Source organism: Kangiella geojedonensis (genome assembly GCF_000981765.1).
Lineage (GTDB): Bacteria > Pseudomonadota > Gammaproteobacteria > Enterobacterales > Kangiellaceae > Kangiella > Kangiella geojedonensis.
The window spans coordinates 1620607-1646069 of the sequence record NZ_CP010975.1 but is presented as its reverse complement, the minus strand read 5'-3'; the positions used below and the strand labels follow the sequence as shown (position 1 = coordinate 1646069).

The following is a 25463-nucleotide window of genomic DNA, read 5'->3' as shown; positions in this document are numbered from 1 at the left end:
GGTTTTACTATGTTTCGAATCGGTCACGGTTACGATGTCCATAAGTTTGGTGGTGATAAGCCGTTAATCTTAGGCGGTGTATTATTTGAGGGTGAGCAAGGCTTGTTAGCTCACTCTGATGGCGATGTTGTCCTTCATGCTGTTTGCGATGCGTTGCTCGGTGCTATTGCAAAGGGTGATATTGGACATCATTTTCCAGATACCAGTGACGAATTTGCTGGGGCGGATAGTAAAGAGCTTCTTAAGTCCGTGATGAAACTGGTTGTCGAGCAAGGTTATCAGCTGGGCAATCTCGATGTCACTATTGTTGCGCAGGGACCAAAAATGGCGAACAAGATAGAAGGCATGCGCGGTGTTTTATGCGCGGTGTGTGATGCAGACTTTTCTCAAGTCAATGTCAAAGCGACCACTACTGAAAAGCTGGGCTTTGTCGGTCGGAAGGAAGGTATTGCGGTTCATGCGGTATGCCTCTTGCAGCAAGCCTCATGATAAGCCTTACAAACGAAACAGACATCTCTGCCATTGAGTGTTACGAATGGAGCCGCTTACACGGAAAACCATTATCAACTGCTCGTTTCAAGTCTAAGATGAGTGACTTTGTGGTAGAAGAGCACTTACGCTTCGAACTTTCGGGTGAAGGTGCTCATCATTTCCTGTATATCGAAAAGCAAAACATTAATACCGATATCGTGGTGCAAAAACTGATGCGCTTTGCTGAGGTGAAACCGACGGATATTGGCTATGCCGGCAAAAAAGATCGTTTTGCCATTGCACGTCAGTGGTTCAGCGTACAACTGCCGCTATTGAGAGAAATCAATTGGTCCGAGTTTAATGATGATGAAGTAACGGTTCTAGACTCTAGGCGTCATGATAAAAAGCTACGAATTGGTGCTGTTAAGTTCAACCACTTTGATATCAGACTGCGCGATCTCGACGCAGACAAGGAGAGTTTTCAAAAGCGATTAGATAACGTCATTTCAGAGGGTTTTCCCAACTATTTCGGTGAACAACGATTTGGCAGAGATGGAGCTAACCTCACTCGAGGTATTGATTTGCTAATGAAGAATAAAAGGCTGAAAAACCGTAACTTACAGGGCTTATTGTTCTCGGCAGTTCGTTCATTCTTATATAACCATGTGGTATCAGAGCGTATTAGCAAAGGCTTATCTGCTACATTATTGGATGGTGATTTTGTCATGCTTAGTGGTTCAGAAAAAGGCTTTGTGGTTGAAGACTTAGACGCTGAGCAGTCACGCTATACGGACAATGACATCTTGCTAACAGCGCCTTTAGCTGGCTCAAGACCGCAACCTATGAATAAAGCGCTAACCTTTGAGTCCGATTGCTTGGCTAAGTATCAGGTCTTGATTGAGAAGTTGGCTAATAAGCGGTTTAATGAGGAACGAAGAGCCTTGCTGTGTTTTCCTCAAAATGTCACTTCAAACTGGCATAATGACACTGAGTTAACCTTATCTTTTGATTTACCAAAAGGTGCTTTTGCGACCAGCTTTTTGCGAGAGATTGTTTCGCTGGTTGAGACTAAGACGCCTTAAATGCATAAATTACTAAATGAGTCGTATGAAAATATTATTAAGTAACGATGATGGACACTTCGCACCTGGAATAAGTACGCTTTTCGACCACTTGTCAAAGATTGCGGAGGTTACCACGGTGGCGCCCGATAGAAACCGTAGTGGTGCCAGTAATTCATTGACTTTAGACAAGCCGATACGAGTTAATGAAACAGAACGTGGGTTTTACTCAGTGACAGGTACACCGACGGATTGTGTGCATTTAGGAACGCATCAGCTTATGCCTGAGCCACCAGATATGGTGGTTGCTGGGATTAATACGGGTGCCAATCTTGGCGATGATACTTTGTATTCAGGGACTGTCGCCGCCGCGATGGAAGGGCGCGCACTGGGCTATCCTGCAGTAGCCGTGTCTTTGGTGGGGCATAATTGTGAACACTATGTAACAGCAGCCAAAGTTGCGGTGAACATTATCAAAGGCTTAGAGACACACCCAATGGAGCAAAATCGTGTCTTAAATATTAATGTTCCTGATGTACCTTACGACGAATTGAAAGGAATTAAATTAACGCGCTTGGGAAATCGTCACCGTGCTGATACTATAATTCCCGATAAAGATCCAAAAGGTCGTCCGATTTATTGGTTAGGACCGCTGCCTGAAGGCCAAGACGTGGGGGAAGGTACTGATTTTCATGCGGTTTTAAATGGCTACGTTTCGGTAACGCCAATTAATGTTGATTTAACGGCTTACAATAGTTTTGACGAGCTTGAAGGTTTTTTAAAAACTATCGATAACTAATACAGATAATAAATATATGAATGCAACACACATTTCGGGAACTGGCATGACATCTGCGCGGACGCGCACACGCCTTGTGGAGCGGTTAAGAGCCGAAGGCATTAAGAACGAAGAACTATTAAAAATCATAGGGTTAACGCCTCGACACCTGTTTATTGACGAAGGTTTATCGCACAGAGCCTACGAAGATACGGCGCTTCCTATTGGTATGGGGCAAACTATCTCACAACCTTATATCGTCGCACGAATGACCGAAATGCTGATGGAAACGGGGAGTATGAATAAGGTGCTGGAAATCGGCACAGGTTGTGGTTACCAAACCTCTATTCTAGGCAAGGTCGCTAAAACGGTTTTTACCGTAGAGCGTATTCGGGCGCTACACATGCAGGCTCGCAAAACCTTAACTGGCATCGGTCAACATAATATCCAATACTTATTTGCTGATGGATTCAATGGCTGGCATCAATATGCACCATTTGATGGGATTATCGTCACTGCAGCGCCGCCGAGTATTCCTGAGCGGTTAGTCAGCCAACTTGCTGACGGTGGTCGTATGATGATTCCAGTCGGATCGACTGAATCTTCTCAAGATTTAATTCTGGTTCAGCGTAAGGGCGCTAAGATAGAAGAAACCTTTATCGAAAAAGTGAAATTTGTGCCTTTAGTCAGCGGTGTTGCTCGATGAAAATTTTTACCAAAATGTATGATGCTTGCCTGCGTTGGGCGCGTCATCAGTATGCTGTTTATATTTTGGGTTTTATTAGTTTCATCGAGTCCATTTTCTTTCCAATTCCTACCGCAGTAATGTTAGCGCCAATGGCGCTGGCTAAACCAAATAGAGCTTTATGGCTTGCTTTTATCGCAGCTACCACCTCAGTGCTAGGTGGTGTTGTTGCTTACATCATCGGTGCCTTTGCGTTTGAGTCTTGGGTTCTGCCCTGGATTATCGAGCTGGGCTATGAAAGTACCTATAACCGCGCCTTAGATTGGTTTGCGGAATATGGAGTCTGGGTTGTGTTGGTGGCTGGGTTTTCACCAGTACCCTATAAAATGTTCACCTTAACCGCTGGTGCGCTGGGGATGGCATTTGTTCCTTTTCTGATTGCTTCTATCATTGCACGAAGTGCTCAATTCTTCCTTATTGGAGGATTAGTGAAGTGGGGTGGGGAACAAATGGAGCATAAATTGCGTCAATATGTAGAGTGGATCGGTTGGGGCGTGCTGATATTAGGTGTTTTAGCCTATATTATTTATACTGTCTCAAACTAATGGCAAATAACCCTTAACTTTCAATATCTTGAGTTTACAATAACTTCTGCGTAGGGATTAGCTCGTAAATGCAAAAAGAGACCAAAGACATTTTAAAGCGTTCGGCGGTGCGGTCCTTGTGGATTGTGGCGATTGTTTTAGGTCTGTATTTATTGCAAGGGTGCGGTAACCCTCGTTTAGCGCCCGTAGAAGAGCGAGAGGCGACGGGCGAAGGTGCCAAGCTCCATAGCTTTTACCCTCCAACCGAGGTCGATAACAGCCAACAATTCTATATCGTTAAGCCCGCAGATACGCTTTATTCGATTGCTTTTCGGTATGGCTTTGATTACAAAACGTTAGCCGAAGCCAATAATATAGATGCTACTTACACTATCTACCCAGGCCAAAAACTCGATCTTGAAAAAGCGCGTCAATACGAAAGCGATCGCCAAGTGGATACCTCGCAGATCGCAAAAAACGACAACTCATCAAACACTGTCGTCAGTAGTCGCCGTGGCGTACAAGAAGTTAGCCGAACGGCTGTAACCACCGTAGAGCGACCGACAGTAACAAGTACTAACAAACCTAATAATAAACCAACGACTAATACCAGCTCTAGCACTGCAAAGAATACGCCAAAGCCAAAGAAGACCATTTCGACCCCAAAGAAAGCTGAGCCTGTAAAAAAGAAACCAAAAGCCAAACCTGCAACGACTAGTAGCTATACCAGTAGACCTGTGAAGTATTGGATGTGGCCAAATATGGGTAAGGTTATTACTCGGTTCACTGGCGTAAAAGGCTCTCGTGGTATTGATATTGCCGGTAATATGGGAGAACCCGTCAGGGCTGCAGCTCCCGGTCTCGTGGTTTACTCAGGGCGAGGTTTGCGAGGCTATGGAAACTTAATTATCGTCAAGCACAACAATGATTTTATTAGTGCTTATGCGCACAACAAGCGCTTATTAGTAAAAGAAAACGAAATCATCAAAGCTGGGCAGAAAATTGCTGAAATTGGTAATACAGATTCAGATATCCCAAAACTCCACTTCGAAATCCGCTTCAAAGGTAAGCCAGTTGATCCGTTGAGATACCTGCCTAAGAGGTAAGCTCAATTCTTTTGTTGGGCGCTGATAGCTGATTGCAGCTCTTTTATATATACCGATTTTTTGAGAAAGACTCTTCCATTAGCCTTTACAATATCTCCAGTCTCTAAGCTTTCCTTTAACTGGAACGGGCTAATTTCATTTTCATCAGCCAAGTAATATGGCTCCAGAAGATAAGTTTTGAGAGAGTCTAGGTTTACCCCAGCCACTTCGCCAAATGTGAAATCAGCAATGAACAGCTCTCCCATGGAGTCTTTCTCTACCGTGAAGTATGCTTCTAAAAGCCAGCCATCTTTATCTTTCAAGACTTCTACTAAAGCCTTTTTTGACTGGTAATATGGTTCGCACCACTCCCCACCTAGAGTATAAACATTGTAAAGTTTTTGTTCAGTACCACCTAAATGTATTTTGTTAAAGAAACGAGACTCTTGTATCCCGCAGCTATTAGAGTGTTCAATTCGCTTAATGAGTGAGCCTTTGTATTGAAATAATGGTAAGACTTTATCAAAATTTTCCTCTTTTTCATCATATGAGCCTTCGTATTTTTGATAAAAATTTGTACTCATATGTTTTGCTATAAATACAGCTTTGATATTCGGTTGGTTTTTTTCTACATTGTGAGGTTGCTTTGCAAAATAAAAGGCCACAAGTGCTAGGGCTGTTATAAAAAAGCCTAAAAGTACAATCTGTAGGGTTTGTTGTTTCAATTAAACCTACTTTATTACCTTAATCGCTAGCGCATGAATATCGGTCTGCATCATGTCGCCGAGTGCGTCGTAAATCATGCGGTGCTGTTGAATCATACGCTTACCTTCTAGGGCGTCACTTTTAATAACGACAGTGAAGTGACCAAGGCCGCCTTTGGCGCCTGCGTGGCCTATGTGTTTATGACTGTCATCGATGATTTCTAACTGTTCAGGCTGTAAGGCATCAGCGATCAATTGATTCATTTTTTCGATACGAGCAGAGTTATCGGGAGCTTGTTGAGTCATGATTTTGGCCCTTAAGGTAGTACTTTTTTGTAGGGTTTAACGGTAACGTTTTGGTAAACACCAGCTTCAATATAGGGATCAGCGTCAGCCCATGCTTTAGCGGCTTCTAAGGATTCAAACTCAGCCACAATCAAACTGCCGGTAAAACCTGCCTCAGCAGGGTCGTTAGCATCAATAGCAGGAAGCGGGCCAGCCAAAATGAGTCGGCCTTCATTTTTAAGCACTTGAAGGCGATCAATATGAGCAGGTCGAGCCTTTGCTCGAAGAGGTAATGAATTTTCAACGTCTTCTGAGTAAATCATATAAAGCATAAATAATTCCTATCGTGGGCTTACTGGTTCGGCTGTTCTTCGTCGAGATGAACATGATCTTTCAGCATAACAATGCTAATAATAAGTAAGCCAAAGAGTAAAACAAACATGCTGATTAATTTGAAATAGAACCAAAAGTCGGTACTAAAATTAAACGCAACATAAAGGTTTAAGCCACCATATAGCGCTAAGGTGACCACCCATACCCCGTTTACTTTTGCTAACAACGACTTAGGTGCGCTGTCTTTTATCAATCCGCTCGACTTGGTGAGATCTTGTATCACGTATTTCTTCGATGCGAACTGACGAATCAGGATAAACAAGGCGCCGGCCCAGACTGCGATGCTGGTTTTCCACTTAATGAAGTCATCATCATCAAAGTAGTATGCTAAGGCCACTAAAGCCAGCCCGACAAAAAACAGCGCTACATGGCTGGTTTTCACCTCTTTTTTAGTGAAGTAATGCAGAATCATCTGTATGAGGGTGAGTCCACTCCAGATGGCTGCGGCCAAGATCAGGTTCTTGGTTAATAAATAAGCCGCAATAAAGCCGATAATTGGGTAATTCTCTTTAAGAAACGTCATAATAATACCTATTAAATTGCTCGCTAAGTTTACCTTATAGCAAAAGGTAGGCAAACTAGCGGTAACAATATTTGAACGACTTTCATCATTAATGATTAGTGAGCGCTATGTTACGTGATTTACACAGTCACACAACTGCTTCAGACGGTAGCTTAACAGCAAAAGAGCTTCTAACGCTTGCTGCTGAGAGAGGTGTGGATGAATTAGCCATTACTGACCATGATTCGGTTGATTCGGTTGACGAAGCTATTGAATTATCATCGAGCTATAATGTTTCGGTGGTTCCAGGCGTTGAAATTTCAGCTACTTGGAACAGTAAAGGACAAGACACGGTTCATATTGTCGGATTACAAATTAACCATGAGCACGCTGGATTACAGAGTTTCTTGAAAACAATCCAAAGTAAGCGCCGTGATAGAGCTGCCGAAATGGGGAAACGATTAGAAGAGGCGGGCGTAAAAGGCGCGCAGCCAGATATTGAGTATTTAGTCGATAGCCAGCCGATGGTTTGTCGGACTCATCTTGCCCAGTACTTGCTTGAGCGTGGTGAAGTTAAGAACTTTGGAGATGCTTTCAAAAAGTATCTTGCTAAGGGCGGCAAAGCTTACGTTAAAGACGAATGGTTTGATCTTGAAGATGCCGTCGCCATGATTCGCCAAGCTGGTGGCATTCCAGTGTTAGCCCACCCAACGCGCTATGGCATGGGCTCGAATAAACTGAAGCGCTTGATTGAGCAATTTAAATCATTCGGCGGTTTAGGAATTGAAACATGTTATCCTAATATCCATCCAGGACAGAAGAATCTGTTAGCGGATTGGAGCAAGCAGTTCGAGCTTTATGCGTCACAAGGCTCAGACTTTCATTCGCCCGATAAGCCTTGGGCTTTGCTGGGTAAGTTTGCGCCTTTACCCGAAAAAGTTACCCCTGTCTGGGAGTCTCCTACGTGGAGCCATAAGTAATAACTGAAAGAACAAAAATATGACACAACTCATTGAAATTCATAACGAAACACCGCAACCAAGACTGATTAGTCAGGTGGTGGCCAAAATTCGTCAGGGTGCTTTAGTGGCCTACCCGACGGACTCAGGCTATGCGCTTGGCTGTCACATCGGGGATAAAACTGCGTTGGATCGAATTCGGCGGATCCGTAATCTGGATAAGTCACATAACTTTACTCTGGTGTGCCGTGATTTATCGGAATTAGCGACTTATGCGCGGGTCGATAATGCCGCATTTCGTTTGATTAAAAATAACACGCCTGGTCCATATACCTTTATCCTTCGAGCTACGGGCGAAGTACCAAACCGTTTAAAGCATCCTAAAAAGAAAACTATCGGTATTCGTGTTCCAGAAACACCGATTACCCAAGCTTTGCTAGAAGACTTAGGCGAACCGCTCATGAGTTCGAGTTTAATTTTACCTCAACAAGAAGACGGTGAAATTCTAGAACCGTATGAGATTCATGACATATTGAATGGACGTGTTGATGTGGTGATTGATGGTGGCTATTGTGGCCATGAGCCTACCACGGTCATTGACCTAACCTCCGGTTACCCAGAAGTTGTTCGTCAAGGGGCTGGCGACGCAGAGGCTTTTGAGTAAACATTGAGTGAACAAATAAGCGGTTAGTGTTTTTACTAACCGCTTATTTGGACTGCACTAACACTTCTCACCACTAAACTCTTCATTCATGGCTTTCTTAAGATCTTCATCGCTCACATTTTTTACTCGATGTGCTATTGACCAGTTATGGCCGAAAGGATCAACAAAGGCTGCGTAACGATCACCCCAGAAAGTATCTTGAGGCTCCATTTTACCAGTCGCCCCTGTGTCAATCGCTTGCTTAAACGCATCATCGCAGTTGTCTACATAGCGATGAATGGTGACAGGACTTCCGCCCAGAGCCTTTGGTGATTGTGATTTACCCTCTGGATTAAACTCGGGGAAGTCATCGACTAGGAAAATATAGCCATCGTCGATCTTTAAGCAGGCGTGCATGATCTTTTCACCATTTGGCCCCGGAACCCTTTGTAACTCTTCAGCGCCGAAAGCTTTTACATAAAACTCGATAGCTTCAGAGCAAGGATCGCAAACAAGGTGTGCGATGGGAGCCCTTAACTCAATATTTTTATCACTCATTGAAAATCTCCTATAGTTCTACGATTGGCGTGAAGCCGCCCCAGAACATCCGCATACCATCAAAGGGTAAATTTTTCGGATCCATCATGTCAGCCAAGCGCGGATCTTGCATAACCTTCTCGTTAATGGCATCGCGCGCTTCGCGGGATTCATAAAGGATGTATGAGAAGATGACGGTTTCGCCTTCTTTAAGCTGAACACTTTGACCGAACGATGTGACTTTTCCCTCGGGAACGTCGTCGGCTTTGGCTTCGACAACTTTTAATGCTCCGTATTCTTTCCAGACTTCACCAGCGCGTTTGGCCATTTCGATGTATTCATCGAGCTTATCGTTCGGTACAGGTAGTACATATCCATCAATATAGAATGACATGGTTGATCTCCTTATGTTTGACCTTAAGTTAACAACATACCACTACAGATTTTGTATCCGTTAGCTGTCGTTGAGTTGATATTCATACAGAATCTTCGGTTGGTCCTGTGCTAGAAAGTACATCTTGCACCGACTTCCAAGCAGGGAAAGCTTCAGCTAATTTCTGGTGGCCCTGCGATGTTAATTGCCATGCTCTGACACGTGCGTCGTCTGTGGTCGCTGGCTCAATCCAGCCTTTTTTCGCCATGACTGCGGCACTGCGCGTCATGGTTGTGCGCTCAAGAACTAAAAAGTCAGCTAACTCAGTGACTGGTGTAGGGCCTTTAAGCTTTAAAGTCGCCAGCACTGAAAATTGTGTGGCTCGCAGACCGTGTGGTCGTAGCTTTTCTTCATATAACCGAGTTATTGCTCGTGCTTGTCGCCGAGCTTCTAAGCAGTAGCAATCTTTAGTCTCGTAGAACTCAGGAAGCTGCTTATTAAGTGCATTATTCATCATTTAAGTGTATATACACATATTGGCTTATGTCAAGAATTGATTGTTTTATAATCAATATTTGCAATCAGGTCGTCGTTTAGTTGAATTTGAGTCTGCTGAAATACAGAAATATAGCGTTTTGGAATGTTCTCGTTATAATGGACAGTCTTATAAATTTATTAAAAAAGTTACTTCAAAGGATATCCATTGAGTTCTATATCAGTTGGCCAAAAGCGCGTTCTATCCGGCATGCGTCCTACGGGACCATTACATTTAGGGCATTACCATGGGGTTTTAAAAAATTGGGCACAAATGCAACATGAATATGAGTGCTTTTTCATGGTAGCTGATTGGCATGCCTTGACCACGAACTATGATGATACTTCAAAGATTGAGGGCTATGTGTGGGACACGGTTATCGACTGGCTAGCTGCCGGTATTAACCCGAGTTCGTCGACTATTTTTGTGCAGTCCAAAGTGCCTGAGCATGCTGAGCTACACTTATTGATGTCTATGACCACGCCGCTAGGCTGGTTAGAGCGAGTTCCTACCTACAAAGAGCAGCAAGAGAAGCTACAGAATAAAGATCTATCAACCTATGGCTTCTTAGGTTACCCGTTACTGCAAGCGGCTGATATATTAGTGTATAAAGCTGGTAATGTGCCTGTAGGTGCCGATCAGGTGCCGCATGTTGAAATGACTCGTGAAGCAGCAAGACGCTTTAACCATTTCTATGGCAAAGAGCCGGGCTTTGAAGAGAAAGTGACTCAAGCTATTAAAAAGATGGGTAAGAAGAATGCTAAACTTTACAATAGCTTACGTAAAAAATTCCAAGAAGAGGGCGACCAGTCTTCATTAGAAACAGCTCAAGCTTTAGTCGAAAGCCAAGCCAATATCTCATTGAATGATCGCGAGCGTCTGTACGGATATTTGGACGGTGCGGGTAAAGTGATTTTGCCTGAACCCAAAGCGTTGTTAACACCGGTATCCAAAATGCCGGGGCTAGACGGACAAAAAATGTCTAAGTCTTACGGCAACGCAATTTCAATGCGTGAACCACGAGAGTCTGTTGAAAAGAAAATCCGTACTATGCCAACAGACCCTGCGCGTGTTCGTCGCGATGATCCGGGCAACCCTGAAAAGTGCCCAGTGTGGGAATTCCATAAAATTTACTCTCCAGAAGAAGTGAAGGAGTGGGTTCAAAAAGGCTGTACATCTGCAGGAATTGGTTGTGTTGAGTGTAAGCAACCAGTAATCGATAGTGTTTGCGCGGAGCAGCAACAATTTGTAGAGCGTGCCCAAGAGTACGAAGAAAGCCCTGAAATCATCCGTAATATTGTTTCGGAAGGTTGTGACCGAGCGCGAGACATTGCCCGTGAAACGATGGACGATGTACGCCAAGCCATGGGACTTTCCTACAAGTAGCCTAAAACTGACTTTTGAGAATCAATAATGACTGAGCAAAACGGCGAAAGCCAAGAGCAACTAACACCTTCAGAGCAGGAACAGCAGGCTAGTGCTGATCATGTTCAAGGGGAGATGCCGTTTGCTTTAGTTGATGGCGAACAGGTCGAAGAGTTTCCTCAGGACTTGTATATTCCGCCGGATGCGCTGGAAGTCTTTTTAGAGGCATTTGAAGGTCCTTTAGATTTACTGCTGTATTTAATCAAGCGTCAGAACGTTGATATTCGTGATATTCCGATTGCTCATATTACTGAGCAATATATGGAGTATGTCGAGCTGATGAAAGCTTTACACTTGGAACTCGCGGCAGAATACCTGGTGATGGCGGCTATGTTAGCTGAGATTAAAAGCCGAGTACTGTTACCAAGGCCGCCTTCGGAAGATGAAGATGAAGATGACCCTCGTGCTGACTTAATTCGTCGACTTCAAGAGTACGAACAGTTTAAGCAGGCCGCCGAGGATATTGACGAGTTACCTCGTATGGGTCGTGATGTGTATCAGGTTAGTGCGAAAAAGCCTGATATGAATATCATTAAGCCTGAGCCTGAGGTCGATATGAAAGAGCTACTGATCGCGCTCAGAGACGTACTCAGAAGAGCGGAGATGTTCTCAAGCCATCAGGTTAAATTCGAAGCCTTGTCGGTTCGAGAGCGTATGGGTAAGGTTTTAGAACGAATTTCGGCTCAATCATTCACGGACTTTGCGAAATTATTCGACGCTGAAGAAGGCCGTGCAGGAGTGGTGGTGACTTTCCTAGCCATCATGGAGTTGGCTAAAGAGTCCTTACTGGAAATTATTCAAAGTGATAATTACGGACCTATTCACGTTCGTGCAAAAACAAGCGGTAGCATTGAAGGCGACGATGATATAGAAGATGCACTCGCCGAAGTTGAAACGACAAGTGACCAAGCATGAGTATGACTATAGAAAAAATCAAATGCATCATCGAGGCTGCGTTATTGGCCGCAGGAAGTACTTTATCTAAAGACCGTATGGTTGAACTTTTTGCAGAAGATGAAAAAGTGAAAACTGCCGATGTGACCAAAGCGTTGGACATATTGGCGGAAGAAACCGAAGGTCGAGGCGTTGAGTTGGTTGAGGTGGCTACTGGCTTCCGCTATCAGGCTCGACAAGATTATGCGGAGTGGATTGCTCGACTATGGGAAGAGCGTCCATCTCGTTATTCGCGTGCTTTATTAGAAACCTTGTCACTTATTGCTTATCGCCAACCAACGACGCGTAGTGATATTGAGCAAGTTCGTGGTGTCGGTGTTAGCTCATCCATTGTTAAAACTTTATTGGAGCGTGAATGGATCCGCGTTGTTGGTCATCGCGATGTTCCAGGTAAGCCGGCACTTTATGCGACCACCAAATATTTCCTAGACTACTTTGGGCTAAAAAGCCTTGATGAACTGCCTTCTTTAGCTGAAATTAAAGATTTGGACAATTTAAATCCAGAGTTGAAGTTTGATGGTGAGGAAGGTTCAGAGCAGAGTAGCGATAGTTCGGAGCAGGATGACGTTAATAAAAGTAAAAACGTCCTGACTGAAGATGATGAAGAGAATAGTGGTGAAGCGGTAGAGGACTCTAATAATCACTCTGAAAGCCCTAGAGAGATTAATAGCACGAATCATATCAATGAGTCTCAAGATGATTCGGAATCTGGTGAGAACGCTTCTCGGGAGCAAGAGACTGAAACATCAAAGCTTGAGAGCGAGTCTGCAGAAACCACTGAAGGGTCAAGTGAAGGCGAGGAAGAGAGTGAGTCAAGCCTAAAGCCAACAGAACTACACTAATTTTATTGAGTGATAAGTGATAATTGCAAAACTAATCTAAGTATTACCCTCAAAGTTCTTATATAATAGTTTACAGAAGAATTTCGATAACAAAATCTAATAAGATTATTGCCACTAAGTGGGGGGTTGGCTTGAGTTTACTTGACAAAATTCGTTCGTCATTGACGTCCGGTCGTATTGACAATACGGTCGACGAATCAGCGAATCAGGATGAAAGACGACGTAACAAGCGTGTTAATGCACGGCCTGGTACGAAGATGTTGATTATTGATGACTCTAAAACTGTGTGTACCTTGCTAAAAAAGATGCTGGTACAAAATCAGTATGAAGTGGGTATCGCTCTTGATGGGGAGGCAGGCCTTAAGCTCGCAAAAGAGCATCAGCCCGGTCTTATCTTCTTAGATATCGTTTTACCCGGCATTAATGGCTTTCAAGTACTTCGCCAGCTTCGCAAAGACCCTAAAACCAAAAATATCCCTGTCATCATGATCAGTGGTAATGTCTTAGCAACAGAAAAGTATTATGCAGAAAGAATTGGGGCTGACGACTTCATGAAAAAGCCTTTCTCACGCTATGAGGTTTTTCACCGAATTGAGAACTTTATTGGGGTTGATAAGAGAATACGACGTATAGCCTCTTGAGCCTCCTTTTAAGAAATAAGTGCAGTTACATCTCGACTGCACGCCCTGAAACCCCTAAAATTGTCCTAATATCCAAGTAATAAGGCCATTATGTCGAATCAACGAACTGATACGAAGCACAAAGCAGACAAATCCGAAAAACTTCAGAAAATTCTGGCCAATGCAGGCCTTGGTTCTCGTCGTGAAATTGAAAAGTGGATTGCTGATGGCCGAGTCAGTGTTAATGGCTCTATCGCTAGTTTAGGCGAAAGGGCGACTGACAAAGACACGATTCGTGTCGATGGGCGTGTGATTAAAATCAAACCCTCGGATGAAGTGTATACTCGAATCATCGCTTATCATAAGCCACTGGGCGAAGTGTCTACACAAAAAGACCCTGAAGGTCGGCCAACCGTATTCGAGAAGTTACCTCGTACCAGCTTTGGTCGCTGGATCAGTATTGGTCGTTTGGATATTAATACCACAGGCTTATTACTGTTTACCAACAATGGTGAGCTTGCCCACCGCCTTATGCATCCTTCGTATCAGGTTGAGCGCAAATATGCAGTGAGAATTCACGGCGAGGTGACTGATGAAATGCTCAAGAATCTGCGTGACGGAGTCTTGATTGATGGTGACTTGTGTCAATTTAACTATATTCAGCCAGGTGGTGGCGAAGGTGCTAATCAGTGGTATGAAGTAGGATTGTCGGAAGGTAAAAACCGTGAAGTTAGAAAGTTATGGCAGTCGCAAGATGTGGATGTATCTCGCCTGATCAGGATTGAGTATGGCCCCGTAGATTTGCCAAAAAGTTTAAGTCGTGGCCGTTGGATGGATTTAAGTGAAGAGCAAATTCAGAAGGTTGCTGATTTGGTTAAACTTTCGGTCAAACCTCGAAAATCTCAGCCTGCGCCTAAGACCAGTAAGCGAAAGAATATTTGGAAGAAAGGCTAAGCCCGCTAGCGGTTTAGTCACAAAACTGTCACATAACTTGGGTGTGACAGTAATGCAGATTTGCTATATTTGTTGAGTCACTTCTGATACGGCAAATCTTTATGGAAAAGGCTTCTATTCAACTTACCCAGCCTGATGGCGTAGCATCAGATGTGGAGGTGTTAACGTTTGCAAAGCTTAAGACCATGTATCTGACTGATCCGGCTCATTACCTAAACCGGGAGTTAAGCCTGTTGGCCTTTAATTGGCGTGTACTTCAGCAAGCTCTTGACCCCAGTATCCCACTTCTAGAGCGCATCCGCTTTATCTTCATTTGCAGTAATAATCTGGACGAATTTTTTGAAGTTCGAGTCGCAGGATTACGCCATAAATTAGCTCGCGGTGACACTAAACCCAGTTTGAACGGTGCTTCAACCGAGCAGGTGCTTAAAGATATTAATGAACGCGCACACGAGCTGGTTGATGAGCAATACCGCATTTTCAATGAAGAGTTACTGCCCAAGCTAGCGGAAGAGTCCATTCAGTTCTTACCTTCAAGCGAATGGGATGATGAACAATACAAGTGGTTAAAAAAGTATTTTAAGCATCAAGTGATGCCTGTTATTAGCCCCATCAGTTTAGACTTAACCCATCCTTTTCCACGTCTGGTCAATAAGAGCCTACATTTTTTATTACATCTCCATGGTAATGATGCTTTTGGACGAGACTTAGAATATGCCGTACTGCATATGCCTCGATCCTTGCCTCGAATCATTGAGCTGCCAGAAAATGTCGGTGGTTCTAAAGAGCATAATTTTGTCTACCTTTCCTCTGTAATTTCAGAGTTTGCGGAAGATTTATTCCCGGGTATGGATATTCATGGTTGTTATCAATTTCGTCTAACACGGGATAGCGATTTATTGTTGGAAGAGGGGGCGATTGAGGATTTGGCCAGCGCATTGAAGCGTGAGCTTCAATCCCGGAACTTTGGTGCGGCAGTGAGGCTGGAAGTAGGCAAATCCTGTCCTAATAAAATCGTTAATTTCCTACTCCAGAAATGTAACCTAACAGCAGACGAACTGTATCGGGTTGATGGGCCTGTCAATCTAAATCGACTGATGTCTTTACCAGAGTTAGTCGAGCGCCCCGATCTTAAATTTAGAGGTTTTACCCCTAAGGTGCCTGATGAGATTGTTCGTCGTGGTGTCTTTGAGGTTATGGCGGAGCGAGATATTCTTCTTCATCACCCTTACCAAAGTTTTCAGCCTGTCGTAGATTTCGTTCGTCAAGCTGCAACAGATCCTTCGGTATTAGCGATCAAGCAAACGCTGTATCGTACAGGGAGTCATTCAGCGATTGTCGAGGCTTTAATTGAAGCTTCTCACTCTGGTAAGGAGGTGACTGCGGTTGTTGAATTAAGAGCACGTTTTGATGAGGCTGATAACATTGAGTTGGCGCAAAAATTGCAAGAAGCAGGAGTGTTAGTCGTTTATGGGGTAGTCGGTTATAAGACCCACGCCAAGATGACCTTGGTGGTACGAAAAGATGAAAAAAACAAAAAGCTATCGCGTTTCGTCCACTTAGGCACCGGTAATTATCATGCGGGCAATGCGAGACTTTATACCGACTACAGTTTATTAACCAGCAACCTTGATATCTGTGAAGATGTACACCGTGTATTCCAGCAGTTAACTGGGATGGGTAAGGTTTATGAATTGAATCAGTTATGGCATGCACCATTTACCTTACACAAAAACTTACTCAAAGCCGTAGACCGCGAAACTAAAAATGCCCTGGCTGGTAAAAGAGCTCGTATGATCATTAAACTGAACTCTCTAACCGATCAGTCTTTGATCGAAGCTCTGTATCGAGCTTCCATAGCTGGAGTCAGTGTTGAGTTAATCGTGCGAGGAGTCTGCTGCTTATCGCCAGGGATAGAAGGCGTTTCTGAGAATATCAGGGTACGCTCAATTATTGGTCGCTTTCTTGAGCACTCTAGAGTTTACTATTTCTATAATGATGGTGAAGAAAATCTCTACGCTGCATCTGCAGACTGGATGGAGCGAAATCTTTATCATCGAGTTGAAACCTGCTTTCCTATATTACAAGCGGATATCAAGAAGCGTATGCTAAAGGAGCTGGACTTGATGCTCAACGATACTGAACAAAGTTGGTTTTTGGACTCCAGTGGAGAGTATCGATTACATCCAACCGGTGAAACTAAACCTAAAGTTCAGGAACAACTTCTTGATCGTTTGTCAGGTTAAATCTTAGGTGAGCTCTTAATGGATATCAACTTCCAACGATATTCCATGGTAATCCAAGTATGCAGCTTCTCGTTTTAACTCAGCAATGATGAGCTGATGCTCTTTTGCCCAAGACGACGGAATTGTGATGATCATTTTGTGATGATCGAAAGCCTTGAATGTGAGTTCTTCAATATTATGAGGATCGCGCTTCACGTTAAACAGTATGGCTAATCGAAGTATTAGTACGACGGACAATAACGCGGGTTGTGGATCATACTTATTCTCGAGTTGTTCGATAAAGAGCTTTTTCTTTTGGTTGGTAATAATGGCTGCTAAGGAGTCTTTGGTCTGTTGGCTGAAACCTGGCATATCACCGTATTGCACGATATAACCACTATGCATACGGAGTTTAGAGAAGCTAATAGATAGGCCAACTTCATGTAACTGGCATGCCCAATCAAGGTAGTTTTTATAAATAGGGTCATAAATACCCCATAGATCGGCAGTTTGATCGAAAATCAATTGGGCGCTTTGTTGAACCTGCTGGGCATGATCTTGGTCAACATTAAAGCGCTTCATTAGACTTATTGCCGTTTGATGGCGGATATCGTTACCTTTAAGCTCTTCAGCTAGTTCTAACAAAATACCTTCGCGTAGAGAAGCATCAGCAATATGCATCTTGTCTATTTCTAGAGTTTCGAATAGACCGTATAAAATGGCAACACCGCACGTAAAAGTACTTTTCCGACTTTCAGTAAGGCCGGAAAAGTTAATCTTCTCGAAGTCACCGATCTCGATCAGTTTTTGCTTAAGGTGTTTCAGGTGCTCAAAAGTAATAAAACCTTGAGCTAGATTTAAGTTAGTCAAAACTTTGTAGATTGACTCAATGCTTCCCGAAGAACCCAAGCAATGGTCCCAGTTGCCAGATCGGTAGAATTTTTTAACTTCAGAAACCTCGACTGAAGCATTAATTACGGCTTGATTGAAGTATTCATCGGTTATTTTGTTTTCAGGGAAAAACTTTTTTGTGGTAACACAGCCGATGCCTAAGCTGTCTAATACTTCGGCTTCAAACTGTTCACCGAGAATAATTTCTGTGCTTCCGCCTCCAATGTCTATTACCAGGGCGCGCTGCAAATCAGGATGGTTGTGAGAGACGCCATCGTAAATGAGCCGTGCCTCTTCTCGACCAGGCAGTATATCAATAGGGTGATTGAGAATGTTGTCAGCTTTTTTGACAAAGTTAGAAGCATTAACCGCTTTGCGGAGGGTATAGGTACCGACCACTGTCACGTACTGTCGGTCAATGTCTTGAATGCGTTCGGCAAAAAGCTTTAAACAGTCTAACCCACGATTAATGGCTTCATCTGACAGCATGTCATTATGGTCGAGCCCAGCTGCCAGCTGTACCTTTTCTTTGAGTCGTCCGATAACACGTAAAGTATGGCCATCAAACTCAGCGATAGCTAAGTGGAAACTATTTGAACCTAAGTCGATTGCTGCAAACTGGATAGGCGGAGTAGGTTCTGAGTGTTCAGAGTCTACTGTTGCCGCCCGCTGAAGATGTAGATTCTTCAAAAAAGTAATCTCTTACAATCAAGACTTTTTGATAAAGTCTCGTGCATCAATCGCTTGGCCATTGGCTTCCGCCGATGCAGAGTCCATTAGCCACAAATATGCAGGCATAATGTCTTGTGGTGTCGGTAGTGTTTTAGGATCCTCGCCAGGATAGGCATTGGCTCGCATTTTTGTACGAGTTGCACCAGGGTTAAGACTGTTGACCCGAATAACGCTATTCTCCAGTTCATCCGCTAAAGTTTGCATCATACCTTCATTTGCGAATTTTGAGGCTGCATAAGCCCCCCAATACGCTCGGCCTTGGCGGCCGACGCCTGAAGATGTGAATACTAAAGATGAGCTGTCAGACTTTTTAAGTAACGGAATACAGTACTTGGTCAGTAAGAAGGGCGCGTTAACATTGATTTGCATTACGCGGAACCAAGTTTCATCATCAAAGTGTTCATATGGGCTTAGTAGACCTAGATCTCCGGCATTGTGGAGTAAGCCATCCAAGCGACCAAATTCTTTTTCGATGACTTCAGCGACTTTCTGATAGGTTTCAGGCGTATTGTCCTGTAGGTTAACCGGCAAGTAGGCAGGCTGTGGGTAGCCGAGGGCCTCAATCTCATCGTAAACCTTCTCTAATTTACGGGTGTCACGCGAGAGTAGAACGACGGTTGCGCCATATTTGGCGTACTCTATGGCAACTTCTTTGCCAATACCGTCAGTTGCACCGGTAACTAATATAACTTTATCTTGAAGAAAATTATCGTTTGGTTGGTAGTTTTGCATCAAAAAGTCTTAAAATGGTTGGATTATTGAGTAAAGTTATTTTACCTTACTTAGCTATTAACTGGTAGACAAGCGAAAAATTAGGAAATTCCATGAGTAAGCGAATTGCAGTGGTAGAAGATGAGCCGTTATTACAACAAAACTACAGTATGGCGCTGAAAAAATCGGGTTATGAGGTTGTCGTTTATGAGACTAAGCAGGAGGCAGAAACCGCATTTGCTAATCGTTTGCCAGACTTGGTATTGCTGGATATTGGCTTAGGGAATGAGCAAGAGGCTGGTTTTGAAATTTGCCGTAGCTTGCGTCAGAAATCAACTCAATTGCCGATTATATTCTTAACGGCCTTAGACAGTGACTTGGACATCATTTCAGGGCTACGCCTTGGGGCTGATGATTATTTAACCAAAGACATTAGCTTGCCACATCTTCTTGCTCGAATATCTGCACTGTTTAGACGCCTAGATTCGTTACAAACGGCACCGAATGCTAACGCGATTCACGAAGTGGGTTCGCTCGAAATCGACAACGAGCGCTTAAGTGTAAAGTGGAACGGCCAACTGGTCGATCTGACGGTTAGTGAGTTTTGGATTGTTAACGCGTTAGTCTCGCGTCCAGGGCATGTAAAAAATCGAGAGCAATTGATGCAGGCGGTAAAAGCTGTGGTTGATGACAGTACCATCACCTCACACATTAAACGTATTCGTCAGAAGTTCCAGCGTATTGATAAAGAGTTTGATTCGATAGAGACCGTTTATGGTATGGGCTATCGCTGGAATCAAGCTTAGGTTTATCGGTTGCAATGAAATCTTTATCTCTCAAGTGGCGGATATTATTAATTAGCTGTGTATTTTTGCTGATCCCATTAGCAAGTTGGCTGATTGATAGTAAGTTTGAGAGTGATCTCGAAAAGGATAACTTCCAACAAACGGTTCAGCAGGCCAATAATCTGAGAAGCTTTTTTGAACAGTTGATCCAACATGATAATAATTTTAGGCAAAAGCTCGATACCAATGGCCTTAAACCTACGTTACAAGTCGCTTTGCGTGAAACGGGAATTTTAGTCGATGGTTTTGCTGATGAGTGGTACCCCTACCATGCTTTCGCGACGCGGATCCAAAACTTTGGGCAAGCTGCGGAATTAAGTTTAGTCGAAGACCAGCAGCACTTATTTCTGCTGTTTATGGTTGAAGACGACGATATTGTTTACCGAAAGAACCTAGACATGACAGGGGTATCTGACAAAATTGAATTGCAACTAGATGGTTTTCGATTGCAGTTCTCCCCTCTAGCACCGGGGCGAGTGGCGGCTTTACGTCAAACCAGTAACGGCTTTCGCGAAGTAAGCTCAGTGTATGCCGTATGGCAAGAGTCTACCAATGGCTATCAGTTAGAAGTTAGACTTCCTCGTGACTTAGTCGGCGCTATGTTTGGCGCAGAGATACACGATGCGGATGGTGCTCAACCGTCACCACAACTGCAAGGACTCTATTCTTTCACCAATTTCGAACAAGTCGCGCTTAATAGCATGTTGAGTGTTGGCGCTTTGTCTCGCCTTAAAGCTGATGATTACCGAGTTATGGTGACCAACTTATCGGGTGATATTGTCTATAGTTACGGTCAACCTCATCAAGATATCAAAGGCCATTGGCGTAATAGGTTGTGGGTGAATGATCTCAGTCCAATTAAAACTCGTGGTAGCAAAGTCAGTCTTTCTAGCGAAGAGCTTGATAAAACATTGCTGGGAAAGGCTCAGGAACAGCTCGTTAATGAAGGTGCTTTGTCGGCTTATTCTCGAGTTCTTGAACCCTTGTACGATGGGGAACAAATTGTTGGCGCATTAATTCTCGAGTCGTCGGCTATCAACCAAAAACTCTACCTTCGAGACTTTTGGTTACGAATGTTATTGCTAATGTTACTGTTTTGGGTGTTGATGGTGTGGTGGCTCTATCGTTCAAGTAAAGATTATAGCCGTCGTATTGTTGAGCTTCGTGACATCACCGAAGAAGCTGTCTCAGAACAAGGGCAAATACGTCACGTCATTGAGCGTGAAGAGTATTATGATGACGAAGTAGCAGATCTGACGAATACTTTTTCACATCTTACGACGCGCTTGAAGCAGCACCATGATTATCAAGAGAAGCTAGTCGCTAGGTTAAACCATGAACTCCGTACGCCAATTGCTATCATTAGAAGTTCTTTGGACAACTTAAGTATTGAGAACTTATCGGAGCTTGATGCGCAAATGTTACAAACGGCTCAGTCAGGGGCCAGTCGTTTGAGTCAAACGTTAAGCCGTCTTAGTGAGGCGACGCGTTTAGAGCAAGCCATAAAAAGCGCTGAGAAACATACATTTGAAGTCTCATCAGTTTTAAAAGATTTAACTCGTGCCTATGCCACGAACTGGCCAGACCATCGTTTTGAGTATCAGTCAGATATTGAAAGCGTAGAGCTTAAGGGATCACGTGATCTTTTTGTGCAAATGGTAGACAAACTGATTACCAATGCCGTGGATTTCGATAATAAGTCAGCTCCCATTACTTTTAAGCTACAAGAAAAAGACTTTCGTTTAGTGTTTGAAGTCAGTAATCGAGGAGCGACCATTGAAAGAAAGGCGTTAAAGTCCGTGTTTAGTTTAATGCATTCCAGTAGAAAGAATTCTGGTGGACACTTAGGACTTGGCTTATATCTGGCTAAACTTATTGCCAATTTTCATAATGGGCATATTGTTGCTAAAAACCACCCTGATCAAGGCGGGGTGAGTATTGTGATTAGTTGGAAGAATAAATATTTTACCGAATAAGTTTTCTGCATTATGATAGTGTAAGGAGACTTTATGGAAAAAGAAAAAATCTTCGTAAACCACCAAGAGCTATTATTCGAACTTTCGAAGAAGCTTTTAAAAAGTCAGTCGGTACAGCAGAGTGCTGATATTATCGTGAAAGCTTTGTATTCTCATATTAAAAGCTTTGACTGTGCTTTGTTTCGTTTTGAGCCTGCCCACAATCAACTTATTTGTATTTCTTATGCTAGTCGCGACACTAAGCCAACGTTCAAATTAAAACCGATTATGATGGGTACTGGCGTAGTCGGTCAGGCCGCTGAAAGACGAGAAACCATTGTTGTTTCCGACTGCAAAAACTGTGATTACTGGCTTCAGTATTTAGACAACACTTGCTCAGAGTTAACCGTACCGATTGTGCGGAATCAACAACTCTTGGGAGTAATTGACTTGGAAGACGAGCGAAAAGGGTATTTTACCGATTCGCACAAAGAGCTGGTTGAGTCTATTGCAAGTTTGATTGCAGTGCACTTTAGTCAACTCAACGTAGCTGAAGGGCTAGAAGGAAAGCTCTATCAACTACAACATCATAACCAAGATATTATAAACAAAGAACATCAGCAAAGAGCTATTATTGATAACCTGGTTGATCCTGTTTTTGTGCTAGATAGCTCTTGCAAAATAGTCGATGTCAATTACAGCGCATCGCTATTACTTGGCGCTTCGAAGAATGAATTAACCGGTCAAAAGGTACAGCTTTACGAGACTACCGTTGAAGGAGCGAGTACATTACCCTACTACAAAGAGTCGACCTGTCATTCTTCGACACTGCTGAATGTTGTTTATACTCCTGTATCCGGGCCAAAAAAAGAGTACGAATTAGCCATTAACCGGCTGAGTGATAATACTTTCATTACATCTGCAAGAGAGACCCAATACCGTGAAGACTCTTTTTTAAAACTTAAAAGTAGCAGAGAGTTTTTGCGTGAAGTATTAAAAACCACACCAGACATTGTTTACAATTACGACCTAGAGCGTGATGAATTTGTCTTAGGCAAAGGCCGCATATCGAAGCTTCTCGGCTATTCTGAAAGCTACCTTTCTAGCTGGGATGATTTTTTATCGTTAGTACACCCCGATGATTTACCGAAGCTTTTGGAACGTGGTAAAAACATATTGCAATCTTCAAAAGGCGATGTAGTTTTCTCTGAAGCTAGGTTAAAGCACAAGTCGGGAAAGTATCTATATCTACAAAATTACGCTGTGGTATTTAGCCGTGCTGATGACGGCACTCCTATCTCAGAAATTGGTACGGTCAGGAATATTACTGAGAGAAGAGAGCTCAAAAAAGAGATACGACGCAGAGATCATTATTATAAGTCTTTAGTTGAGAATGCTTTTGATGGTATTGCTCTTTATGATGAAAACGCAAAGTTGCAATTCGTATCTGTTAGTGCGCAAAAATTACTGGGGTATCATGAGAAAGACATAATCGGGATGAGTGGGCTCGATTTCGTTCATCCAGAAGACCAACCAATCGCAATATCTGCATGGGAGCAACTAATGTCGATTCCAGACAATGTTGTTAGGATTCCCGAATACCGAATTTTGAAGAAAAGTGGTGAGCCTGTATGGGTGGAAAATACACTGGTTAATTTATCGCAAGATAAGCATGTTCAAGGGGTTATAAGTAACTTTAGAGATATTAGCCTCAGAAAAATGTCTGAAATGTCTTTGCATCGTTTATCTAATTTTGATCAATTAACGGAACTACCAAATCGTAGTTCATTAGTTAAATATCTTGACCAGACGTTGTCGGGAAAAAGCTATAACTTTGATTCCTTATCACTAATTTATTTTGATATCGTGAAGTTGCATTTGATCAATAATGCCCATGGCAACCTTGTAGGCGATGAAGTTATTAGGCAAGTTTCTAGTACATTAGAAAGTCATAGCGATTCTTTTGGTTTTTTGTCACGAGCTGGAGATGATGAGTTTGCAGCGGTTCTTATTGATGCGGACAACCTCAGCATCACAAAAATTATTGAAGATATTATGTCCACCTATCGCAACGTGGTATCCATTAAGGGGCATGATGTAAAAGTCACTATTCGAGCAGGCATCGTGTCGTATCCGCAAGATGCTAGTAACGCTGAGAAGCTTTTGATTTTAGCTGAAAATACGGTCAAGCAGTTAAAGCGGGGAACTGAGCCTTTTTCATTTTACCATCAAAGTGAGACCGTTAATGCCAAGGAGCGTTTTAAACTTGAGAAAGATATTATTCACGCCATCGAGTTAGACCAGTTTTCTTTAGCCTATCAACCAGTGATTTCTCCTCATACTGGAAAAGTGCACTATTTGGAGGCACTGCTGAGATGGGAGCATCCTCAACTCGGTTATATACCGCCGGATAAAATCATTAATATCGCAGAGGAAAGTAGCCTAATACACTCACTTACAGATTGGGTCTTAGAGTCTGCAATTAAACAAATCAAAGATTGGAAGAAACAAGGTCAACTACTAAAAGTTGCTGTTAATATATCACCAAAAGACTTTTTAAGGGATAACTTGATCAGTACGTTACAGTCAATACAAGAAAAATATGATGTCTCATCCAGTCATATTGGCATTGAAGTTACCGAAAGCGCAGCCATGATCGACACAAGTAAGTCAAAAGAAATACTTACTCAGTTGAAAAATATGGGCATTACCATAGCTCTTGATGACTTTGGTACGGGATATTCTTCAATTAGCCTCTTAGCAAATCTTCCTGTTGCTAAAGTTAAGGTCGATAAATCTTTCATCGACAAACTGGGAGAGGCAGAACCGCTCCATGAACATGGGGTGGACAACAATGTGATTGTTGAAAATATTTTACGGCTAGCGAAGAGTTTTAATTTGAAGTCTGTGGTTGAAGGTGTCGAGACTATGGAGCAGATCAAATTATTGATGGACTATGGATGTGACTATGTTCAGGGCTACCTATATTCCAAACCTTTGTTTCCAACGGAACTCTTGAGTTTTTTAGAAAATCATAAAGTCCATCAGATTAGTGACTGAGTAAGGAATATAGCTCATCAGGCTGCTCCAAGGTTATATCTGCTTCCCAACAATCAGTATTATCTTCGGGGGTTATATAACCCCATTGGGCGAGAACGGTTCTCATGCCCGCAGCTCGACCAGCAGCGATGTCCCTTTCAGCGTCTCCTACATAAATACATTGTGAAGGTATAAGGGCTGCTTGCTTACAAGCCGCAAAAAGAGGTGCTGGGTTAGGCTTTCTTGGTTCAATAGTGTCACCGCTGATAACCGTTGAAGAGCGCTTATTTAAGTTTAGTGCAGTTAACAAAGGGATGGTTAAAAATTCAGGTTTATTGGTCACAACGCCCCACTTTATGCCTATACGTTCGAGTTCCTTAAGAAACTCACCTAATCCATCAAATAAGTCAGTCTTAACTGCGATGTTTTCACTATAGATGTGAAGGTATTGTTCGCGCATGGCATTAAAGTTAGCGTCGCTAATACCAATCCCGAAGCCAATTCGAAGCATTGCAACAGCGCCATGTGAGACGTAAGGGCGTATTTCAGAGTAGGGCAAAGGCGCTAAGTCATGCAACTCTCGTTGAATATTTAATGCCAGAGCCATATCTGGAGCAGTATCCAGTAAGGTGCCATCAAGATCGAATAAGATTCCTTTTATGACCGGTTTCATGG

General features: G+C 43.1%; 27 protein-coding genes. 17 read left to right on the top strand and 10 right to left on the bottom strand.

The window, feature by feature from the left end:
* Window positions 1-9: 9 nt before the first annotated feature.
* The 6 genes from ispF (at window position 10) to TQ33_RS07350 (ending at window position 4685) form a co-directional block, all read left to right on the top strand.
* The gene (gene ispF, locus TQ33_RS07375; protein ID WP_046561482.1) at window positions 10-489 is read left to right on the top strand and encodes a 2-C-methyl-D-erythritol 2,4-cyclodiphosphate synthase; all 480 of its coding nucleotides are present in this window, start codon (window positions 10-12) and stop codon (window positions 487-489) included.
* Window positions 486-1553 (top strand): tRNA pseudouridine(13) synthase TruD, encoded by a 1068-nt coding sequence (gene truD / locus TQ33_RS07370; protein ID WP_046561481.1) that lies wholly within the window; start codon window positions 486-488, stop codon window positions 1551-1553. Before ispF ends, truD begins: the two co-directional genes overlap by 4 nt.
* A 25-nt stretch (window positions 1554-1578) precedes the next feature.
* Entirely contained in the window at window positions 1579-2331 is a 753-nt protein-coding gene (gene surE / locus TQ33_RS07365; protein WP_046562375.1) for a 5'/3'-nucleotidase SurE, read from the top strand.
* Window positions 2332-2347: 16 nt separating this feature from the next.
* Window positions 2348-3016 carry a protein-L-isoaspartate(D-aspartate) O-methyltransferase gene (locus TQ33_RS07360; protein ID WP_046561480.1) on the top strand — a complete coding sequence of 223 codons (669 nt, stop codon included), beginning with the start codon at window positions 2348-2350 and terminating at the stop codon, window positions 3014-3016.
* A complete protein-coding gene (locus TQ33_RS07355; RefSeq protein ID WP_046561479.1) occupies window positions 3013-3600 on the top strand; it encodes a YqaA family protein in 588 nt (195 codons plus the stop codon). Before TQ33_RS07360 ends, TQ33_RS07355 begins: the two co-directional genes overlap by 4 nt.
* A 68-nt stretch (window positions 3601-3668) precedes the next feature.
* Window positions 3669-4685 (top strand): peptidoglycan DD-metalloendopeptidase family protein, encoded by a 1017-nt coding sequence (locus TQ33_RS07350; RefSeq protein WP_046561478.1) that lies wholly within the window; start codon window positions 3669-3671, stop codon window positions 4683-4685.
* Between the two features lie 2 nt (window positions 4686-4687).
* On the opposite strand, the gene TQ33_RS07345 is transcribed toward TQ33_RS07350, so the two are convergent.
* Genes TQ33_RS07345 through TQ33_RS07330 form a run of 4 tightly spaced genes read right to left on the bottom strand, consistent with a single transcriptional unit; the run spans window position 4688 to window position 6569 of the window.
* Window positions 4688-5389, bottom strand: a complete 702-nt coding sequence (locus TQ33_RS07345) for a hypothetical protein (RefSeq protein ID WP_046561477.1) — start codon at window positions 5387-5389, stop codon at window positions 4688-4690.
* A 6-nt stretch (window positions 5390-5395) separates the two neighbouring features.
* The gene (locus TQ33_RS07340) at window positions 5396-5674 is read right to left on the bottom strand and encodes a BolA family protein (protein WP_046561476.1); all 279 of its coding nucleotides are present in this window, start codon (window positions 5672-5674) and stop codon (window positions 5396-5398) included.
* Window positions 5675-5685: 11 nt separating this feature from the next.
* A complete protein-coding gene (locus tag TQ33_RS07335; RefSeq protein WP_046561475.1) occupies window positions 5686-5985 on the bottom strand; it encodes a YciI family protein in 300 nt (99 codons plus the stop codon).
* Between the two features lie 20 nt (window positions 5986-6005).
* Complete coding sequence (locus TQ33_RS07330; RefSeq protein WP_084616945.1) at window positions 6006-6569, bottom strand: inner membrane-spanning protein YciB; 564 nt, start codon at window positions 6567-6569, stop codon at window positions 6006-6008.
* A gap of 107 nt (window positions 6570-6676) precedes the next feature.
* Here TQ33_RS07330 and TQ33_RS07325 point away from each other — a divergent pair, with 107 nt between their 5' ends.
* Both TQ33_RS07325 and TQ33_RS07320 read left to right on the top strand, forming a co-directional pair.
* Window positions 6677-7528: a PHP domain-containing protein gene (locus TQ33_RS07325; protein WP_046561473.1), complete on the top strand. Its 852-nt coding sequence runs from the start codon at window positions 6677-6679 to the stop codon at window positions 7526-7528.
* A 19-nt stretch (window positions 7529-7547) separates the two neighbouring features.
* Complete coding sequence (locus tag TQ33_RS07320; protein ID WP_046561472.1) at window positions 7548-8171, top strand: L-threonylcarbamoyladenylate synthase; 624 nt, start codon at window positions 7548-7550, stop codon at window positions 8169-8171.
* Between the two features lie 57 nt (window positions 8172-8228).
* Here the strand turns inward: TQ33_RS07320 and TQ33_RS07315 are convergent, their stop codons facing one another.
* The 3 genes from TQ33_RS07315 to TQ33_RS07305 form a co-directional block, all read right to left on the bottom strand.
* Window positions 8229-8708 (bottom strand): VOC family protein, encoded by a 480-nt coding sequence (locus TQ33_RS07315; protein ID WP_046561471.1) that lies wholly within the window; start codon window positions 8706-8708, stop codon window positions 8229-8231.
* A 10-nt stretch (window positions 8709-8718) separates the two neighbouring features.
* Window positions 8719-9081, bottom strand: coding sequence for a DUF1428 domain-containing protein (locus TQ33_RS07310; protein WP_046561470.1), 363 nt, complete (start codon window positions 9079-9081; stop codon window positions 8719-8721).
* Window positions 9082-9163: 82 nt separating this feature from the next.
* Window positions 9164-9577 carry a MarR family winged helix-turn-helix transcriptional regulator gene (locus tag TQ33_RS07305; protein WP_052735241.1) on the bottom strand — a complete coding sequence of 138 codons (414 nt, stop codon included), beginning with the start codon at window positions 9575-9577 and terminating at the stop codon, window positions 9164-9166.
* Window positions 9578-9763: 186 nt separating this feature from the next.
* Between TQ33_RS07305 and TQ33_RS07300 the strand changes: the two genes are divergently transcribed.
* The 6 genes from TQ33_RS07300 (at window position 9764) to ppk1 (ending at window position 16636) form a co-directional block, all read left to right on the top strand.
* Complete coding sequence (locus TQ33_RS07300; RefSeq protein WP_071841103.1) at window positions 9764-10981, top strand: tryptophan--tRNA ligase; 1218 nt, start codon at window positions 9764-9766, stop codon at window positions 10979-10981.
* Window positions 10982-11008: 27 nt separating this feature from the next.
* Entirely contained in the window at window positions 11009-11935 is a 927-nt protein-coding gene (locus tag TQ33_RS07295) for a segregation and condensation protein A (RefSeq protein WP_046561468.1), read from the top strand.
* 2 nt (window positions 11936-11937) lie between these two features.
* Window positions 11938-12816, top strand: coding sequence for an SMC-Scp complex subunit ScpB (gene scpB / locus TQ33_RS07290; RefSeq protein WP_071841136.1), 879 nt, complete (start codon window positions 11938-11940; stop codon window positions 12814-12816).
* Window positions 12817-12977: 161 nt separating this feature from the next.
* A complete protein-coding gene (locus TQ33_RS07285; RefSeq protein ID WP_046562372.1) occupies window positions 12978-13457 on the top strand; it encodes a response regulator in 480 nt (159 codons plus the stop codon).
* A gap of 90 nt (window positions 13458-13547) precedes the next feature.
* Window positions 13548-14390, top strand: a complete 843-nt coding sequence (gene rluB, locus TQ33_RS07280; protein ID WP_046561467.1) for a 23S rRNA pseudouridine(2605) synthase RluB — start codon at window positions 13548-13550, stop codon at window positions 14388-14390.
* Between the two features lie 101 nt (window positions 14391-14491).
* Window positions 14492-16636, top strand: a complete 2145-nt coding sequence (gene ppk1, locus TQ33_RS07275) for a polyphosphate kinase 1 (protein ID WP_084616944.1) — start codon at window positions 14492-14494, stop codon at window positions 16634-16636.
* A gap of 15 nt (window positions 16637-16651) precedes the next feature.
* On the opposite strand, the gene TQ33_RS07270 is transcribed toward ppk1, so the two are convergent.
* Both TQ33_RS07270 and TQ33_RS07265 read right to left on the bottom strand, forming a co-directional pair.
* A complete protein-coding gene (locus TQ33_RS07270) occupies window positions 16652-18196 on the bottom strand; it encodes a Ppx/GppA phosphatase family protein (RefSeq protein WP_144405964.1) in 1545 nt (514 codons plus the stop codon).
* Between the two features lie 18 nt (window positions 18197-18214).
* A complete protein-coding gene (locus TQ33_RS07265; protein WP_046561466.1) occupies window positions 18215-18970 on the bottom strand; it encodes a YciK family oxidoreductase in 756 nt (251 codons plus the stop codon).
* Between the two features lie 92 nt (window positions 18971-19062).
* Here TQ33_RS07265 and pdsR point away from each other — a divergent pair, with 92 nt between their 5' ends.
* The 3 genes from pdsR to TQ33_RS07250 all read left to right on the top strand — a co-directional run bounded on the left by pdsR (window position 19063) and on the right by TQ33_RS07250 (window position 24809).
* Window positions 19063-19755 carry a proteobacterial dedicated sortase system response regulator gene (gene pdsR, locus TQ33_RS07260; RefSeq protein ID WP_046561465.1) on the top strand — a complete coding sequence of 231 codons (693 nt, stop codon included), beginning with the start codon at window positions 19063-19065 and terminating at the stop codon, window positions 19753-19755.
* 65 nt (window positions 19756-19820) lie between these two features.
* A complete protein-coding gene (locus TQ33_RS07255) occupies window positions 19821-21770 on the top strand; it encodes an ATP-binding protein (protein ID WP_228640067.1) in 1950 nt (649 codons plus the stop codon).
* 33 nt (window positions 21771-21803) lie between these two features.
* A complete protein-coding gene (locus TQ33_RS07250; RefSeq protein ID WP_052735239.1) occupies window positions 21804-24809 on the top strand; it encodes an EAL domain-containing protein in 3006 nt (1001 codons plus the stop codon).
* Here TQ33_RS07250 and TQ33_RS07245 read toward each other — a convergent pair.
* Window positions 24799-25461: an HAD-IA family hydrolase gene (locus TQ33_RS07245; protein ID WP_046561463.1), complete on the bottom strand. Its 663-nt coding sequence runs from the start codon at window positions 25459-25461 to the stop codon at window positions 24799-24801. The genes TQ33_RS07250 and TQ33_RS07245 overlap by 11 nt on opposite strands.
* Between the last annotated feature and the right edge of the window lie 2 nt (window positions 25462-25463).

Coding starts and splice junctions, on each gene's coding strand:
- ispF (WP_046561482.1), top strand. CDS start 10: ATGTTTCGAATCGGTCACGGTTACGATGTCCATAAGTTTGGTGGTGAT.
- truD (WP_046561481.1), top strand. CDS start 486: ATGATAAGCCTTACAAACGAAACAGACATCTCTGCCATTGAGTGTTAC.
- surE (WP_046562375.1), top strand. CDS start 1,579: ATGAAAATATTATTAAGTAACGATGATGGACACTTCGCACCTGGAATA.
- TQ33_RS07360 (WP_046561480.1), top strand. CDS start 2,348: ATGAATGCAACACACATTTCGGGAACTGGCATGACATCTGCGCGGACG.
- TQ33_RS07355 (WP_046561479.1), top strand. CDS start 3,013: ATGAAAATTTTTACCAAAATGTATGATGCTTGCCTGCGTTGGGCGCGT.
- TQ33_RS07350 (WP_046561478.1), top strand. CDS start 3,669: ATGCAAAAAGAGACCAAAGACATTTTAAAGCGTTCGGCGGTGCGGTCC.
- TQ33_RS07340 (WP_046561476.1), bottom strand. CDS start 5,674: ATGACTCAACAAGCTCCCGATAACTCTGCTCGTATCGAAAAAATGAAT.
- TQ33_RS07335 (WP_046561475.1), bottom strand. CDS start 5,985: ATGCTTTATATGATTTACTCAGAAGACGTTGAAAATTCATTACCTCTT.
- TQ33_RS07330 (WP_084616945.1), bottom strand. CDS start 6,569: ATGACGTTTCTTAAAGAGAATTACCCAATTATCGGCTTTATTGCGGCT.
- TQ33_RS07325 (WP_046561473.1), top strand. CDS start 6,677: ATGTTACGTGATTTACACAGTCACACAACTGCTTCAGACGGTAGCTTA.
- TQ33_RS07320 (WP_046561472.1), top strand. CDS start 7,548: ATGACACAACTCATTGAAATTCATAACGAAACACCGCAACCAAGACTG.
- TQ33_RS07315 (WP_046561471.1), bottom strand. CDS start 8,708: ATGAGTGATAAAAATATTGAGTTAAGGGCTCCCATCGCACACCTTGTT.
- TQ33_RS07310 (WP_046561470.1), bottom strand. CDS start 9,081: ATGTCATTCTATATTGATGGATATGTACTACCTGTACCGAACGATAAG.
- TQ33_RS07305 (WP_052735241.1), bottom strand. CDS start 9,577: ATGATGAATAATGCACTTAATAAGCAGCTTCCTGAGTTCTACGAGACT.
- TQ33_RS07295 (WP_046561468.1), top strand. CDS start 11,009: ATGACTGAGCAAAACGGCGAAAGCCAAGAGCAACTAACACCTTCAGAG.
- scpB (WP_071841136.1), top strand. CDS start 11,938: ATGACTATAGAAAAAATCAAATGCATCATCGAGGCTGCGTTATTGGCC.
- rluB (WP_046561467.1), top strand. CDS start 13,548: ATGTCGAATCAACGAACTGATACGAAGCACAAAGCAGACAAATCCGAA.
- ppk1 (WP_084616944.1), top strand. CDS start 14,492: ATGGAAAAGGCTTCTATTCAACTTACCCAGCCTGATGGCGTAGCATCA.
- TQ33_RS07265 (WP_046561466.1), bottom strand. CDS start 18,970: ATGCAAAACTACCAACCAAACGATAATTTTCTTCAAGATAAAGTTATA.
- pdsR (WP_046561465.1), top strand. CDS start 19,063: ATGAGTAAGCGAATTGCAGTGGTAGAAGATGAGCCGTTATTACAACAA.
- TQ33_RS07250 (WP_052735239.1), top strand. CDS start 21,804: ATGGAAAAAGAAAAAATCTTCGTAAACCACCAAGAGCTATTATTCGAA.
- TQ33_RS07245 (WP_046561463.1), bottom strand. CDS start 25,461: ATGAAACCGGTCATAAAAGGAATCTTATTCGATCTTGATGGCACCTTA.